At 41.9% G+C, this 15,038-nt stretch carries 16 protein-coding genes, 1 tRNA gene and 1 pseudogene; 12 read left to right on the forward strand and 6 right to left on the reverse strand.

All coding sequences use genetic code 11. The features are described 5' to 3' along the window. Positions 1–30 precede the first annotated feature (30 nt). The 5 genes and pseudogenes from CRO16_RS14095 (at position 31) to CRO16_RS14115 (ending at position 4,559) form a co-directional block, all read left to right on the forward strand. Complete coding sequence (locus CRO16_RS14095) at positions 31–567, forward strand: RNase adapter RapZ (RefSeq protein WP_097057034.1); 537 nt, start codon at positions 31–33, stop codon at positions 565–567. Continuing rightward, the gene (locus CRO16_RS14100; RefSeq protein WP_097057035.1) at positions 560–2,464 is read left to right on the forward strand and encodes a RecQ family ATP-dependent DNA helicase; all 1,905 of its coding nucleotides are present in this window, start codon (positions 560–562) and stop codon (positions 2,462–2,464) included. Before CRO16_RS14095 ends, CRO16_RS14100 begins: the two co-directional genes overlap by 8 nt. Continuing rightward, on the forward strand, positions 2,461–3,408 hold the full coding sequence (gene fmt / locus CRO16_RS14105) for a methionyl-tRNA formyltransferase (RefSeq protein ID WP_097057036.1): 948 nt from the start codon (positions 2,461–2,463) through the stop codon (positions 3,406–3,408). The genes CRO16_RS14100 and fmt overlap by 4 nt, the downstream gene beginning before the upstream one ends. Positions 3,409–3,579: 171 nt before the next feature. Then, positions 3,580–3,864, forward strand: a pseudogene (locus CRO16_RS14110) (HU family DNA-binding protein); the annotation flags it as partial. A gap of 134 nt (positions 3,865–3,998) precedes the next feature. Next, positions 3,999–4,559 (forward strand): YqgE/AlgH family protein, encoded by a 561-nt coding sequence (locus CRO16_RS14115; RefSeq protein ID WP_097057038.1) that lies wholly within the window; start codon positions 3,999–4,001, stop codon positions 4,557–4,559. On the opposite strand, the gene CRO16_RS14120 is transcribed toward CRO16_RS14115, so the two are convergent. Together CRO16_RS14120 and CRO16_RS14125 are read right to left on the reverse strand one after the other, a co-directional pair. Further along, complete coding sequence (locus CRO16_RS14120) at positions 4,556–5,401, reverse strand: aminotransferase class IV (protein WP_097057039.1); 846 nt, start codon at positions 5,399–5,401, stop codon at positions 4,556–4,558. The two genes, CRO16_RS14115 and CRO16_RS14120, sit on opposite strands and share 4 nt — an antisense overlap. A 50-nt stretch (positions 5,402–5,451) precedes the next feature. Further along, positions 5,452–5,838 carry an START-like domain-containing protein gene (locus CRO16_RS14125; RefSeq protein WP_097057040.1) on the reverse strand — a complete coding sequence of 129 codons (387 nt, stop codon included), beginning with the start codon at positions 5,836–5,838 and terminating at the stop codon, positions 5,452–5,454. 167 nt (positions 5,839–6,005) lie between these two features. On the opposite strand from CRO16_RS14125, the gene CRO16_RS14130 reads away from it, so the two are divergent. Together CRO16_RS14130 and CRO16_RS14135 are read left to right on the forward strand one after the other, a co-directional pair. After that, positions 6,006–6,079: transfer RNA gene (locus tag CRO16_RS14130), tRNA-Met, on the forward strand. Between the two features lie 139 nt (positions 6,080–6,218). Continuing rightward, positions 6,219–6,755: a DUF488 domain-containing protein gene (locus tag CRO16_RS14135; protein WP_097057041.1), complete on the forward strand. Its 537-nt coding sequence runs from the start codon at positions 6,219–6,221 to the stop codon at positions 6,753–6,755. 7 nt (positions 6,756–6,762) lie between these two features. Here CRO16_RS14135 and CRO16_RS14140 read toward each other — a convergent pair whose 3' ends face one another. After that, positions 6,763–7,566 carry a universal stress protein gene (locus CRO16_RS14140; protein ID WP_097057042.1) on the reverse strand — a complete coding sequence of 268 codons (804 nt, stop codon included), beginning with the start codon at positions 7,564–7,566 and terminating at the stop codon, positions 6,763–6,765. Between the two features lie 130 nt (positions 7,567–7,696). On the opposite strand from CRO16_RS14140, the gene CRO16_RS14145 reads away from it, so the two are divergent. Beyond that, positions 7,697–8,011, forward strand: coding sequence for a hypothetical protein (locus CRO16_RS14145; RefSeq protein WP_097057043.1), 315 nt, complete (start codon positions 7,697–7,699; stop codon positions 8,009–8,011). A gap of 118 nt (positions 8,012–8,129) precedes the next feature. Then, on the forward strand, positions 8,130–9,065 hold the full coding sequence (locus CRO16_RS14150) for an aldo/keto reductase (protein WP_097057044.1): 936 nt from the start codon (positions 8,130–8,132) through the stop codon (positions 9,063–9,065). A 69-nt stretch (positions 9,066–9,134) separates the two neighbouring features. Here the strand turns inward: CRO16_RS14150 and CRO16_RS14155 are convergent, their stop codons facing one another. Beyond that, complete coding sequence (locus CRO16_RS14155; RefSeq protein ID WP_097057045.1) at positions 9,135–9,767, reverse strand: hypothetical protein; 633 nt, start codon at positions 9,765–9,767, stop codon at positions 9,135–9,137. 79 nt (positions 9,768–9,846) lie between these two features. Next, the gene (hisS, locus tag CRO16_RS14160) at positions 9,847–11,217 is read right to left on the reverse strand and encodes a histidine--tRNA ligase (RefSeq protein ID WP_097057046.1); all 1,371 of its coding nucleotides are present in this window, start codon (positions 11,215–11,217) and stop codon (positions 9,847–9,849) included. A 129-nt stretch (positions 11,218–11,346) separates the two neighbouring features. Between hisS and CRO16_RS14165 the strand changes: the two genes are divergently transcribed. Beyond that, on the forward strand, positions 11,347–12,585 hold the full coding sequence (locus CRO16_RS14165; RefSeq protein ID WP_097057047.1) for an ABC transporter permease: 1,239 nt from the start codon (positions 11,347–11,349) through the stop codon (positions 12,583–12,585). A 281-nt stretch (positions 12,586–12,866) separates the two neighbouring features. Here the strand turns inward: CRO16_RS14165 and CRO16_RS14170 are convergent, their stop codons facing one another. After that, positions 12,867–13,286, reverse strand: coding sequence for a nucleoside-diphosphate kinase (locus CRO16_RS14170; RefSeq protein ID WP_097057153.1), 420 nt, complete (start codon positions 13,284–13,286; stop codon positions 12,867–12,869). Positions 13,287–13,453: 167 nt separating this feature from the next. Between CRO16_RS14170 and CRO16_RS14175 the strand changes: the two genes are divergently transcribed. Together CRO16_RS14175 and gldI are read left to right on the forward strand one after the other, a co-directional pair. Further along, positions 13,454–14,470: a DHH family phosphoesterase gene (locus CRO16_RS14175; RefSeq protein ID WP_097057048.1), complete on the forward strand. Its 1,017-nt coding sequence runs from the start codon at positions 13,454–13,456 to the stop codon at positions 14,468–14,470. Then, positions 14,467–15,030: a gliding motility-associated peptidyl-prolyl isomerase GldI gene (gldI, locus tag CRO16_RS14180; protein WP_097057049.1), complete on the forward strand. Its 564-nt coding sequence runs from the start codon at positions 14,467–14,469 to the stop codon at positions 15,028–15,030. The genes CRO16_RS14175 and gldI overlap by 4 nt, the downstream gene beginning before the upstream one ends. The last annotated feature ends 8 nt before the right edge of the window (positions 15,031–15,038 follow it).

The raw sequence follows: 15,038 nt of genomic DNA on the forward strand, positions 1-15,038 counted from the left end.
AAATCGGATGCAAATCGCGAAATTTGCCGCGTGAATACCAAAAAAATTGTAATAACCGGCGGTCCCGGTACAGGTAAGACTTCTGTCATTCAAGCCCTGGAAGATCATGGCTACTACTGCTTCCATGAAGTCTCCAGGGAGATCATCAAAGAGGCAAAAAAGAAAGGGATCGATCAATTGTTCCTTGAAGATCCCTTGCTCTTTAGCGAACTGTTGCTTGAAGGCAGGATCAAACAACATCGTGATGCGGGAGAATCCACCTCAGATCTGGTCTTTCTTGACCGCGGAGTTCCCGATGTGGTGGCATACATGAATTATTTCGGAAATGATTATCCCCCGGTGTTCAATCGCGTATGTAGGGAGTATGTTTATGAACAGGTTTTTATTTTACCTCCCTGGAAACAGATCTATACCGATGATAGTGAGCGATACGAAACCTATGAACAGGCCGTAGAAATACATGACGCCCTTGCCCGCAGTTACACAGAACATGGATACGAGCCGGTGGAAGTGCCGCAGGGTACGGTTGCTCAACGTACGTCCTTTATATTAAGTCATCTTGTCTAGGCCAGAAGACATATTAAAAAAGTACTGGGGGTTTGATGAATTTCGCCCATTACAAAAGGAGATCATACAGGAATTGCTGGAGAATAAAGATGTGATCGCCCTTATGCCTACAGGCGGTGGAAAGTCTCTTTGTTTCCAGGTCCCGGGACTTATCAAACCCGGAATTTGCATTGTCATCTCTCCTCTTGTGGCTCTCATGGAGGACCAGGTGAAAGCTCTGCAGGCCAAAAACATAAAGGCTATGGCACTCCCCGGCGGGATCCCTTTTAAGGAGGTAGATACCATGCTTGACAACTGCATCTACGGAAACTATAAATTTCTCTATCTCTCCCCCGAACGTTTACAGCAGGAGCTGGTCCAGGAAAGGATTCGACAGATGCACGTGAACCTAATTGCGGTTGACGAGGCCCATTGTATTTCTCAATGGGGTCATGATTTTAGGCCCGCATACAGGAATATTGCCCTGTTGCGGGAAATAAAACCTGAAGTAAATGTTGTGGGATTAACCGCCACGGCAACGCTTCCGGTGGTGAAAGATATTGCAGCACAACTGGAACTAAAGGATGTCAGGATTCTTCAAAAATCCTTCCGCAGAGATAACCTCGCACATATTGTAAGAGAAGCCGAAGACAAGAATTACTACCTGGAACAGCTGTTAAGAGAGCATGAAGAATCGGCGATCATTTATGTACGCACCAGGAAAGGGACTATTGAACTGGAACAATATCTCTCCAAAAAAGACATTTTAGCCACCTCTTTTCACGGCGGACTGCCAAAAGCCGAAAAATCAAAACGCCTCCAACAGTGGCTAAAGGAAGAGAAAAGGGTAATGGTGGCGACCAGCGCCTTTGGAATGGGGATTGACAAAGCTAACGTGCGCACAGTGGTTCACATGAACCTGCCCGAAAGCCTTGAAAGCTATTTTCAGGAAGCAGGTAGGGCCGGGAGAGATGGGAAATCTTCAAAAGCGGTAGTATTGACCAACAAGAGTGATATTCCGCTGCTTAAAAATCAGTTTTTAGCCACCCTTCCCGGGGTTGATGTAGTGCGGCTGGTTTATAAGAAGCTTAATTCCTATTTCAGGATCGCTTATGGAGAGGGAGAAGGTGAAAGTTTTTATTTCAATTTCTACCAGTTCTGCCAAAAATATGAATTGAACACCCTGCTCGCTTTTAACGCCATGCAAATGCTGGACCGGGCGAGTGTTTTAACCCTGTCTGAGCAATTTCAGAAGAAGACTCGGGTTCAGTTTTTAACTTCCGGAAAACAAATCACCTATTACCTTGAGGCAAACCCCCAGTTTGATGCAGTGGTTAAAGCTATCCTACGAACCTACGGCGGAGCCTTTGACAGTATGGTGGAGATCAATCTCCAGATCATCTCGGGCAAAGCCGGAACCAATCAGCCTGAAGTTGTAAAACTCTTGCAGCAGCTCCACAAAGAAGGAATAGCCGAATTTGAACACGACCAGCATGATACCAGGATCACATTTTTGGTCCCCCGGGAAGATGATATCACTATTAATCCGCTGGTGCCTTATATTAAACTTCAGGAGAAGTCAAAAAAGGAGAAGATCGAACAGGTGCTGGCATATGTCGAAAATGACAGGGTCTGCAAAAGTGAGCAACTCCTCCGATATTTCGGAGAAAGGGACACAGAACCCTGCGGAATATGCTCTGTATGTCAACCTCTTACTACCAAAGTGGATCGGGAAGGCATGAAAAAGATCTATTTTGCGATCGTTGGATTGTTGGAAGAACGGGAACATTCTTCAAGGGAAATGACCGAAAAATTGCCTTTCCCCGAAGCACATATTATTAAGGTGATTCAAATTTTGGTTGAAAAAGGCGCTCTTGCAACTACACCTGCCAATAAATATAAATTAAGTCATTTATGAGAGATTTGAGGATCGTTTTTATGGGAACACCAGATTTTGCGGTGTTTACGCTAAAGACTATAGTTGAAGCCGGGTTTAAGGTGGTGGGAGTGATCACCGCCCCCGACAAACCTGCCGGAAGAGGAAGAAAGCTTCAGGAGTCGGCCGTCAAAAAATATGCAATGGAGCAGGGCCTGAAAGTGCTGCAACCTGTTAATTTAAAATCTGAAGCATTTTTAGAAGAGCTTAGAGCTCTTCAGGCGAATTTGCAGGTAGTAGTGGCATTCAGAATGTTACCGGAGGTGGTTTGGAAAATGCCGGAATACGGAACTTTCAATCTCCACGCCTCTTTGCTTCCACAGTACCGGGGAGCAGCACCTATTAACTGGGCTATCATAAATGGAGAAAAAGAAACCGGGGTTTCCACTTTCTTTATTGATGAAAAGATCGATACGGGAGAAATGATCCTGCAGGAAAAGGTAAATATTGACCGGGATGAGAATGCGGGAAGTCTTCATGACAAATTAATGACCACGGGGGCCAGCCTGGTTGTAAAGACTCTAAAAGCTCTTGAGGAGGGACCGGTAGAAACTATCCCTCAAAAAGATGCCGGAGAATTAAAATCTGCTCACAAACTTACCCGCGAGAATACCCGGATAGACTGGGAGCAATCTCTGGAAACTATATATAACCATATAAGAGGTCTCAGTCCCTTTCCTACTGCCTGGACCATGCTCACCAATTTGGGAGAGGAAGTAATGCTGAAGATCTACGATTGCGAACCGGAATTTTCCGACCACACAGAGGTGCCGGGGAAAATAATTTTAGAAGATAAAAAGGTAAAAGTATCGGTGAAAAACGGCTTTTTGCTGCTGAAAGAAATCCAGCTTCCGGGAAAACGAAAAATGGCCATTAAGGATCTTCTTAACGGCTATAATTTTTCTCCTGCGGCAAAAGTTGTGTAAACCCTTGTCAATGCTGAAAGGAACGTATTTTTGAAAAAATCAACTAAGGTTATCAACAATTTGCCGAAGTTATTAACAATTACCTGCTTTTCCCTTGATATTACTTGCATGGGAAAGATTTCCATATAAATTTGTAGAGCAAATTAATAAAAGTTTAACCAACAACTATTTAAAACTCGAATTATGAACAAAACAGATTTAATCGATTCAATGGCAGAAAACGCAGGAATTTCTAAAGCAGCTGCAAAAAAAGCTTTGGAGTCTTTCCTTGAAAACATTGAAAAATCCCTTAAGAAAGGTGACCGTGTTTCATTAGTAGGATTTGGATCCTGGTCAGTTTCTAAAAGAGCTGCAAGAGAAGGAAGAAACCCTCAAACCGGAAAAACTATTAAGATCGGTGCTAAGAATGTTGTAAAATTCAAAGCAGGAGCAGATCTTCAGAAGGCTGTGAACTAATTCTCACAAAACCTAAGAAAATATTAAACTCTCCCCTTTGGGAGAGTTTTTTTGTTAAATAAATTAATACGGCATTTGAAGCTGAACAATAATTTTTTAGTTTTAATAGAAAGATCGCAGAAACTCATGAAAATATGACTACACTAAAACCTGCCAAAGGATTACTGTTAATTGCCGAGCCTGCCATCACGGGGGATCTTTCATTTAATCGCTCTGTGGTCTTGATCGCAGATCATACCAAAAGCGGCTCCATTGGTTTTATCCTGAACAAAGAACTGGATTTCACCCTGCGCGACCTCCTGCCCGAAATTAAAGGTAACTTCAAAGTCTATAACGGCGGACCGGTGGAGCAGGATAACCTCTACTTCATTCATAAAGTACCGGATCTTATTCCCGACAGTATTGAAATAGCCAGCGGCATTTACTGGGGTGGAAATTTTGAAGTCGTGAAAGGTTTGATCAATGAAAATCTTATTAGCGCAAATGAGATCAAATTCTTCCTTGGGTATTCCGGATGGGATTGTGAACAGTTAAATGAAGAACTCAATGCACATTCCTGGATCGTTGCCGAAAATCATGACCATAAAGACATTTTGAACAGGAAGCCGAGAACCTTCTGGAAAGATAAGATGATGCAGCTGGGGGGCAATTACATGATATGGTCTAACGCTCCCGAAAATCCATCCTACAACTAACTTAGCCGGGCTAAAGTATTTAATCTCCCCAGCAAAGTTTTGGCAACTTCGTTGCTGTATTCCTTTTTCCGGTATTTACTCACCGGTTGAATTCCTACTCCAACATTTGTTATAAAAATTTCATCTGCCTTCTGAAGCTCAAAGGGAGAGACCGAAGCCTCTTCTATTTGGTAATCGGGAAGCTTTTTAACGATCTCCAGGATCTTTCCGCGGGTAATACCTTTTAGACAGCCATCGGTCAATGGCGGCGTCTTAATAACCTTATCCTTTACCAGGAAAATATTGCCATTTAAAGCTTCCACAACATTCTTTTGTTCATTGATGAGGAAACAATTATCATATTCATTCTCTTTAGCGTAGATACTTCCTAAAATGTTTATAGCCCTGTTATTTGTCTTTAAAGTAGAAAGAAGCCCTGCGGTGACGTAATGGTCCTTAAAAAGCTCTAGTTCGTAAAATTGCTCATTGAGCAGGTAGAAAGCATCGGGAAGTGCCGAAGCTGTGATCAGGTAATCTATTTCATTAGTGGCAGGAGCGTACAAACCGCCTTCTTTTCTATACACGGTGAATTTTACCCTTGCAGCCGATCCGGAAAGTCCATTTTCCTCCACAAGTTGTTGAATTTCGCTTTCAAGAAATTCAGGAGAAAAATTAAGCGGGATCTCCATTCTCATGATGCGCATGGAAGCCATAAGCCTAAAATAATGATCCTCCCAAAAAATGATCCTGCCATTAATTACTCTTAGGGTCTCAAAAAGTGCATCTCCATATGCAAACCCCCTGTTAGTAATTGAAAGAGCAGCCTCTTCTTTTTCTCTAATTTCTCCGTTTATATTAACCATAAAAAAACCCGTTTAAAAACGGGCAAAGTTAGTATTTAATAAAGGAATTATTAAACAGATCCCAATACTTGTTTGAGATCTGACATCATGTTTTCCCATAGCATTTTCCCTTCTTCAATTTCATCTTCATCGGCAAAATCGGTCACCATGATAGACACATCTTTGGTGATCTCATCTACCTGAATTCGCAATTCGAAGTAATAAGGTGTATCCTCATCAGCTAACCAGCGAAATTTTATTCTTTCTCCGGTTTTTTTACTCACCAGTTTTGCCTTCTCTTCACTGCCATTCCAGATAAATGTGAAAAGTTCTCCACGGGAGTTCACATTATCTGCATACCATTCACTTAGACCCGAGGGTGTTGCAATATAATTGTATAATAAGGAAGGGGAAGCCTGGATTGGAAATTCCATTTCATACTTGATCTTATCGTCCATTCTTCGGTTTTGATTAGTTTCGGGCAATATAAATATTAATTATTAACCTAAAAAGAAATCAAATTAAATAATTCCCAAAAGATAGTTTGTGGCAAGACAAATTGTTTTTATATTTGCACCCGCTAAAAGAAAGCAAGGGCTTTGCAGCCGCTATCTTTGGAGTATTTGGCGAGGTAGCTCAGTTGGTTAGAGCGTCGGATTCATAACCCGGAGGTCACGAGTTCAAATCTCGTTCTCGCTACAAGAAAAAACCCCTTGAAAAAAGGGGTTTTTTTATGCCTTATTTTAAATAAATTCTTCTTCATCTGCTTTTCCGAAAAAGAAACTACATTAGATTTTGAAGCCGTCTCCAATTCTTTTATTTTTAAGGAAAAAGAAAAATGCCTGCTTCCCCGCCCTCGAAAATCATATGGACCATTGGCCATTCTACCCGCTCTATTCAGGAATTTCTGGATCTCCTCAAGGCTCACCAAATTGAGGTATTGGCAGATGTAAGGCGATACCCAGGCTCCCACAAATTCCCTCACTTCAGCAAAGAAAATCTGGAACAATCATTACCCAAAGACGGCATTGAATATCTGCACTTTGAAAAGCTTGGCGGCCGTAGAAAAGGGGATCCGGATTCCAAAAATTCTGCCTGGCGGCTTCCGTCTTTCAGAGCTTATGCAGATTATATGGAAACTGAAGAATTTGCCGAAGCAGCAAAAGAGTTGCAGGAATCAGCCGCAAAAAAAAGAGTCGTATATATGTGTTCAGAAGCCGTATGGTGGAGTTGCCATCGCGCTTTAGTTTCAGATTATCTAAAGATTAGAGGTTGGGAAGTGCGGCATATCATGGGACCGGGGAAAACCACAGAACATCCTTACACAAAACCGGCTAAAATTATTGATGACCAATTACATTACAGCAAATTATAAAACTGATCTACTTATGCAGCACCAAAATAGGTAATTGATTCGCTACCTGGGAATAAAGACCCTGTTTGGTATGTAAGAGTTCTCCACAAATATTAATATTACGTCCCAGCAAAATGATCAAGTCAAAATTCTTTTGTAGCACCTCCAACTTCTCCCTGGAAAAAGCCCGGGATTTTTCAAGCTTTGTAATATTAACCCGCCTGTTAGATATCTCTTCAACAAGATGGTCATATAATATTGGTGTTAGCTGTACAGATTGTCCGTTTATCACTTCCACCACGGTTAGCGACGCATTTTCGGCAATACCGGGTTGTTTTAACATCGAAAGATTCTCCTTATTAACTTCAATTCCCGAATCTATAGGGAAAATCATTCTGTGAGGTTCACGATACCTGGTGTTTTCTGAAACTGCAAGAATATTGCACCTTATCTTGGTGATCACCTCAAAGGTGTGATTTCCAATTATAGTGTTGGGAGAATGGCCTTTGTTGGCTGCACCCATCACAATGAGATCGATCTTCTTCTCTTCAACAAACTTCCTGGCAGCGCCCACCAGATTATCCTCGGAATAGATAACCGAAAATTTATGATCCGGATTTTTAGTAAGTGCTTTTAATTCTTCAACCCGCGCGTTAAGTTTCCCAAGAGCCAGCTGCCGTGTATGTTGATGCGCACTTTCCGGCTCATTTGGATGAAAAAGCCTGATGTTAAGCAGGTGAAAATGGACGGGAATACTGCTTAAAAACTGTACAGCATAACTACCGGCATTTTTTGCCACCTCAGAAAGATCTGTAAGTACTAATACATTCATGGTCTGAATTAAACGTACAATAGTAAAAGGATTTAAAATGACGAAAAATGATTAAGATCATTTTATCCAAATTAAACTTCTCTATCAAACAAAAGATTTTTTATAGTTTTAAAACCTCTAACCAAAATTTATGAGTGAAAAAACCCTGAGGTTTATAGGAGGACACCTCATAGGACCTCTCAGCGCAACTATACCCCTGGCCACTTTGCGTGTCTCCTCTAGTAAGCTGGTCATCAGGTCATTTTTTGCTGCTGCCGAATTAAAAGCGTCAGAAGTCACAGCACTTAAAGAGGTAATTTTCATACCCTTTCTGGGACAGGGCATAAAGATCATTCATAACCAACCTCAGCTGCCAAAGACCATTATCTTCTGGAGCCTTAAAAATCCGGAAAAATTGATCCAAGCTATTAATGATAAAGGGTTTGTTCCAGAAGGGGTCCAATAAAATATGTTTCTGAAATGGGTTCAAAAATGGCATTTCTGAAACCTCTTCTTGCTGAAAATTTCTCTGCACAATTTTAATTTTCGGAAGCTTCCTTGTATCTTCAGGAAAAACACCGGAAATGAAAAAGATACAGCTCGGAAACACAGATCTGCATACCCCGCCAATCATTTTCGGTGGAAATGTCTTTGGCTGGACGCTCGATAAAACCGAATCCTTCAAAATGCTGGACAAGCTTCTTGACAAAGGATTCAGTTTTATTGATACTGCCGACTCCTATTCGCATTGGGCTCCCGGAAACCGCGGGGGAGAAAGCGAAACCATCATTGGTAACTGGATGAAAGATAGTGGTGTAAGAAAACAGGTCACAATTGCTACCAAAGTAGGTTCCAATCCCGGGAAAGAAGGCAGGGACGTCTCTAAAGATTATATCATAAAAGCGGCTGAAGACTCCCTGAGACGATTAAGAACAGAAACCATTGATCTTTATTTTACTCACTGGGACAATGAAAATACTCCCGTAGAGGAAACGCTGGCGGCTTATGAGCAGTTGCTAAAACAGGGGAAGATAAGGAACATTGGTGCCTCTAATCTCTCTCCCGGCCGAATTAGGGAGTCCATGAAAGCTTCCGAAGAAAACGGGCTGCCAGGATACCAGGTGTTGCAACCTGAATATAACCTGGTTGAAAGAGAAAAATTCGAGAAAGAATACCTGCCCCTGGTGAAAGAATTTAACCTTGCAGTTACACCTTATTTTGCCCTGGCCAGTGGATTTCTTACAGGAAAATATCGTAGGGCAGAAGATCTTAGAGGTGACAGAAAAGAAATGGTCAAAAAATATTTTAACGACAAAGGCCTTAGGCTTTTAAAAATACAGGATGAGATCGCAAAAGAACACCAGGTATCCAATGCGGCAGTTGCTTTAGCCTGGCTCATGCAAAGACCAGGAATTACTGCCCCTATAGCAAGTGCGACAAAAGAGAGCCATTTGGTTGCTTTTGAAGAAGCAGTCAACATTGAACTCTCAAGTGAAGAAATGAAAAACCTGGATTTATAGAACAGGGATTTTTTGGGTAAAAATAGTTTACCCACGCTCAAATTTAGAATGGAGTTTTATACTGAGTCGTTAGCTGAGGCTAACAAGACCATTGATAAGCTGTTGACTATGTTCCCGGTATTCTTCCAGAAGATTTTGAGAAGTGAAAGTGATAAATTGTACCGTTCCCGAAGAATTAGAAAAAAAGTAGCCGGCATAGGCGATCTTCATTCCATCCATAGTCCCGAACAGTTCAAGGTATAGTACCTTTTGGCCGTTTACCATGCGATATTCCTGTTTAACAACATGAACATCAGGTGCGATTTGCCGCGCATTTTGCAGGGCAATATTTTTCATGGTTTCCAGTGGCACCTCGATCTTTTCGGTGATGATCACCCCATACAGGTCCTCCCCTTTTAAAGCAACCTCATATTCTGCATCGGGATTGTCCTGTGGTTCTCCAAAAGACCAGAGCTTTGGATCTAACCAAAACCCCACATTTACCCGTTTGCTCTTAAGAAGAAAAGAAGCAGTTTCACTTTTTGAAAATTCCATGGAATTAGTAGGAATGTTTACTGCGGCAGCTTCTTCTTTATTTACGTAGGTATAAGTACCATCGCTGTTGAGCATGACTTCCTGCCCCGTATCGGTTATAGCCCTGGTCTGGGCATAAATACATAGTGGGAAGCTTAGAATTAGGAATAAAAGAGAATAAGTTTTCATTACTGGCTTGGGTTAGAATTACTAAATTAACATTATTTTAGTAAATCACAAGCCGGTTCGAGGAAGAAGATCCTTTCTGTTATTCCAGTTTATCTTTCAAATCTTCGAAAGACACCGCAGCCTGTTCTCCGGTCTTCATATTCTTTAAGGTAAACATCTTGTTATCAATTTCTTCGGCTCCTGCCAGGATCACAAATGGCACTTCCCGTTTATTGGCGTGGTTCATTTGTTTTTTCATCTTAGCTTCTTCGGGATAAAGTTCGACAGCAACTCCCGCAGCCCGTAATTCCTTTATAGCCTTTAAACAGTACAGGCTTTCTTTTTCCCCAAAATTGATAAAAAGTGCCTTTATATTTCCGGTTACGGTTTCCGGGAAAAGGTCAAGTTCTTCCAACACCAGATATATCCTGTCCAGGCCAAAAGAAATACCCACCCCGCTCATGCCGCTCATCCCAAAAATTCCGGTGAGGTCATCATATCTTCCGCCGCCACCAATAGATCCCATGGCCACTCCTTTTGGGGCTGCCACTTCAAAAATAGCCCCGGTATAATAGTTAAGTCCGCGGGCAAGGGTCACATCAAGGTCAAGAGTGGCAGTATTTAGCTTCAGCTCATCAATGGCGCTGTTAATGAATTCCAACTCCTCAATCCCTTTACGGCCAATTTCTGAAGTTTCTAAAATTTGTTTTAATACCTCTGTTTTTTCTGAAAAGTTTCCTTTGAGTCCAAAGACCTTCTGAATCTTCTGAATAGCTTCCGAAGAAATTCCCTTCTCCTGCATTTCCTTTTTTACACCCTCTTCCCCAATTTTATCAAGTTTATCAAGGGCAACTGTGAAATCGATAAGCTTATCCGACTCACCAATGACTTCAGCAAAGCCGGAAAGCACTTTCCTGTTGTTGATCTTGATGGTAACCCCATTAAGACCAAGGGCAGTAAAAACAGCATCATAAAGCTGCACGAACTCCACCTCCTGCCACAGGCTGTCACTGCCTACAACATCGGCATCACATTGAAAGAATTCTCTAAAACGACCTTTTTGAGGCCTGTCTGCACGCCACACCTGCTGGATCTGGTATCTCTTAAAAGGGAATTCAATTTCATTCCTGTGCTGGACAACATATCTCGCAAAAGGCACGGTAAGATCGTAACGCAGGGCTTTTTCACTAATGGAAGCAGTAAGTTTATTACTATCCTTTTCAGCATAAGCCTGCTCATTTGCCTTCTGTAAAAAATCTCCAGAATTAAGGATCTTAAAAATAAGCCTGTCGCCTTCCTCGCCATACTTCCCCATAAGGGTTTCACTATTTTCAAAACTTGGAGTTTCAATAGGCTGAAATCCGAATTTTTCAAACTGTCCCCTGATACTGTTGATGATATAATTTCTTTTAGCCACTTCGGCGGGAGAGAAGTCGCGGGTACCTTTGGGAATGGAAGGTTTTTGTGCCATTTTTGGATCTGTTTCTTTAGAGCGCAAATATCTGAAAAATTAAAAGAATGCCTGCAACAGACTGCGATCTCAATTTTTCTGTAACAACCGTACAGCAAATGCGTCTAACTCCTAAACTGAAACCTTCTAATGTTTCCACTTTTTAAAGAAAATGTTCGTATTGCCTTTTTCTCTATAAGGAGCCAGGTACTGCGTACGGTGCTTACGGTAATGATCATCGCTATTGGGATCACTGCCCTGGTTGGAATTCTAAGTGCTATTGCCGCGCTGGAAAATACCATCACGAGTGATTTTGCTTCTATGGGTTCCAATACTTTTAATTTGCAACGCTATGACTCCCAAATAAGGATCAACGGCGGAGAGCGGGAAAAGGTAAATCCGGTTATCGGCTATAGAGAAGTAAAGGATTTTAAAGAAAACTACGAATTTCCTCAAACCAAGGTCTCCATCTCTTTTACAGGCACCTCGGGAGCTGAGATAAAACATGAGAGCGATAAGACTGACCCTGAAGCCAGTGTGCTGGGAGTGAATGAAAATTATATATCTAACTCCGGACTAAATGTGGAAAAAGGTCGGGATTTCAGCATTTTTGATATTGAGAACAATAACAATGTGGCAATTGTTGGCGCAGATATTACTAACGGACTGCTGGAAGGAAGAGATCCCCTGGACAAAGTGATTTCTGTAAGGGGAGTAAAATTCCGAATTATTGGAACTCTTGAGTCCAAAGGTTCTACCTTCGGAAATAATCAGGATCTAAGGGTACTCATCCCCATTCAGGTTGCCAGGTCAATCTTTACACAACCGGAGATCAACTACAACATCAGCGTGCGGGTAGAAAATAAGGAAATGCTGGAGGGGGCTCAGGATGAGGCTATCATGACTTTTAGAAATATTCGCGGACTTAGCCCTGTAGAAGAAAATAATTTTGGTCTTGCAAAAAGCGATGACCTCATCAACCGTATCTTTTCCATCACCCAATATCTCAATATTGCGGCATGGGTGATCTCCATAATTACCATTTTTGGATCTTCCATAGCTTTAATGAACATCATGCTGGTATCTGTGAGTGAACGCACCCGGGAAATTGGGGTTAGAAAGGCTCTTGGAGCCAAGAAAAACACCATTGCTATGCAGTTTTTCATGGAAACTCTCATTATTGGCCAGCTGGGCGGGCTCCTCGGGATTTTCTTCGGAGTCTTGATTGGCTTTGGAGTATCAAAAGCTGTAGGTTTTGATTTTACAACTCCGTGGATGGCTGTGCTCTGGGCAACAGGGATCACTTTGGTAGTAGCCGTACTCGCCGGAAGTTATCCCGCCGCAAAAGCTGCAAAACAGGATCCTATTGAGTCGCTGAGATACGAATAAAGTGAGCAGTATTCAGTGCTCAGTATTCAGTACTCTTTAGCTCAAGGTTTAAGGGCTAAAGTTTAAAGGTTCAGGTTTTCGAGTGCGGGTTGCATCTGAAGTGATCCGAGGGATCTGACGAATCTGCGAAATCTGTGGGAAAAATTATACGGGTTAAGTCATTCTAAAAGTCTCTTTCCATTGGCCAAAAAGAAAAAATTGGTGAATTCGTGGCAAAAAAGTTTCTGCACAAAAAAACCACCTAAAGAGGTGGCTTTTAATAAAGTATTTTCCGGAAAATCTTAGAACATCTCTCTTCCTGAGAAATGGAATGCTCCTTCAATTTTCGCATTTTCGTCGCTATCACTTCCGTGAACAGCATTTTCACCTACAGAAGTCGCGTATTTCTTTCTGATAGTACCTTCAGCAGCGTCTTCAGGATTTGTAGCTCCGATTAAAGTTCTAAAATCTTCAACTGCATTCTCTTTTTCAAGGATAGCAGCAACGATAGGTCCGCGGCTCATGAATTCAACCAGTTCGCCATAGAAAGGACGCTCAGCGTGTACTTCATAGAATTTTTCGGCATCGCGACGGGTCATTTGCGTAAGCTTCATCGCAACAATTCTAAATCCTGAAGCAGTGATCTGCTCTAAAATAGCGCCAATGTGTCCATTCTCAACTGCATCGGGCTTAATCATGGTGAAAGTTCTGTTTCCTGCCATTATATCAATTTTTAATTTGGCTGCAAAAATAGTCAAAACAATCCCATTTCCAAGCCTGTAGCTTTTATTTATGGCTTCAGAAGCTATAAAATCACAGCAAAAATACCTTTTTTGGAACCCCATTTAAGGTTTCCTTAAGTATGAAATTATCAATATCTTCGCGTCATATGACAAATGAAGAAATCTCGAAGGTCAAAGAGTTACTAAAGCCGTCGAAGAAAATAGTAATTGTGCCGCATAAAGGCCCCGACGGAGATGCAATGGGTTCCACCCTCGCGTTAAAGATCCTGCTGGAGGAACAGGGACATTTTGTGCATCTTATTGCTCCTAATGATTATCCGGATTTTTTGAAGTGGATGCCTTACCAGGAAGAAGTTCTTATCTATGATAAGGAGCCTCAAAAATGCGATCCCATTATTGCTGAAGCCGAAGTGATCTTTACCCTGGATTTCAACCATCTCTCCCGCGCCGGAGAAATGTATGAGCCGCTGCAAGCTGCAAAGGCCAAATTCATCATGATTGATCATCACCAGCAGCCGGATGATTATGCCGAAATCACCTATAGCGATGTGACCATGTGTTCCACCTGTCAAATGGTGTATCATTTCATTGTAAACATTGGACTAAAGGAAAAAATAACACCCCAGATCGCTACTTGCCTTTATACCGGGATCATGACCGATACCGGATCCTTCAGGTATCGCTCTACTACCAGTCTCACCCACCGCGTAATCGCCGACCTTATTGAGAAAGGTGCAGACAATACTACCATTCATGAAAATGTTTTTGACACCAGCTCATACGGGCAGCTGCAATTGCTGGGTTGTGCCCTGCAGAATTTAAGAGTTGTGGAAGGTTTACGAACCGCTTATATTACTCTTACCCAGGAAGAACTGGACAGGCATAATTTTAAAAAGGGGGACACAGAAGGTTTTGTGAATTACGGGCTTTCCCTGCAGGGAATTGTTTTCGCTGCAATCTTTATTGAAAATGAAGCCGAAAAAATTGTAAAGATCTCCCTGCGATCAAAAGGGACATTTTCTGTGAATGATTTTGCCAGGCGTTATTTTAGCGGAGGTGGCCATATCAATGCCGCAGGAGGAAAAAGCGATCTCTCTCTGCAAGAGACAGTTGATAAATTTATTAGTATCTTGCCCAATTATAAAACAAGTCTGGCACTATGAAAGTAAAGATCGTAATGCTGCTGGCGGGCCTGCTGCTGTTTTCCTGCAAATCTCCCGAAGCCAGGAGGCCGGTGACCCAAAAATCGGGTTCCTATATCAATGAAGCCGTAGAGCGTAACAGGAAGATCGTTGCCGAAGAAGAGGCACAAATACAAAGGATCATTAAAAACGATTCCACCCGGGAGTATATTTCCTCTCCTAACGGGTTCTGGTATTTCTACAATGTTAAAGACACTACCTCTACAAAAACCCCACAATTTGGAGATGTGGTAGAATTCGACTATTCCCTGCAAACCCTCGACGGCCAAAATATTTATACAGATGAGGAGATCACTCCCCGTACCTACACCATGGATAAGGAGCAACTTTTCAGCGGACTTAGACAGGGACTCAAAATAATGAAAGAAGGAGAAACGGTGACTTTTCTGTTTCCTTCTCATAAAGCATTCGGATATTATGGCGATAAAAAGCGAATAGGTAAAGATGTACCTGTGATCTCTAAGGTTACGCTCATGAATATTTCCGAAGAAACCGAAGAAAATAACAACCAAAACAATTAGATCCACAA

Source organism: Salinimicrobium sediminis, from assembly GCF_900215295.1.
In the GTDB taxonomy this organism is placed as follows: Bacteria; Bacteroidota; Bacteroidia; order Flavobacteriales; family Flavobacteriaceae; genus Salinimicrobium; species Salinimicrobium sediminis.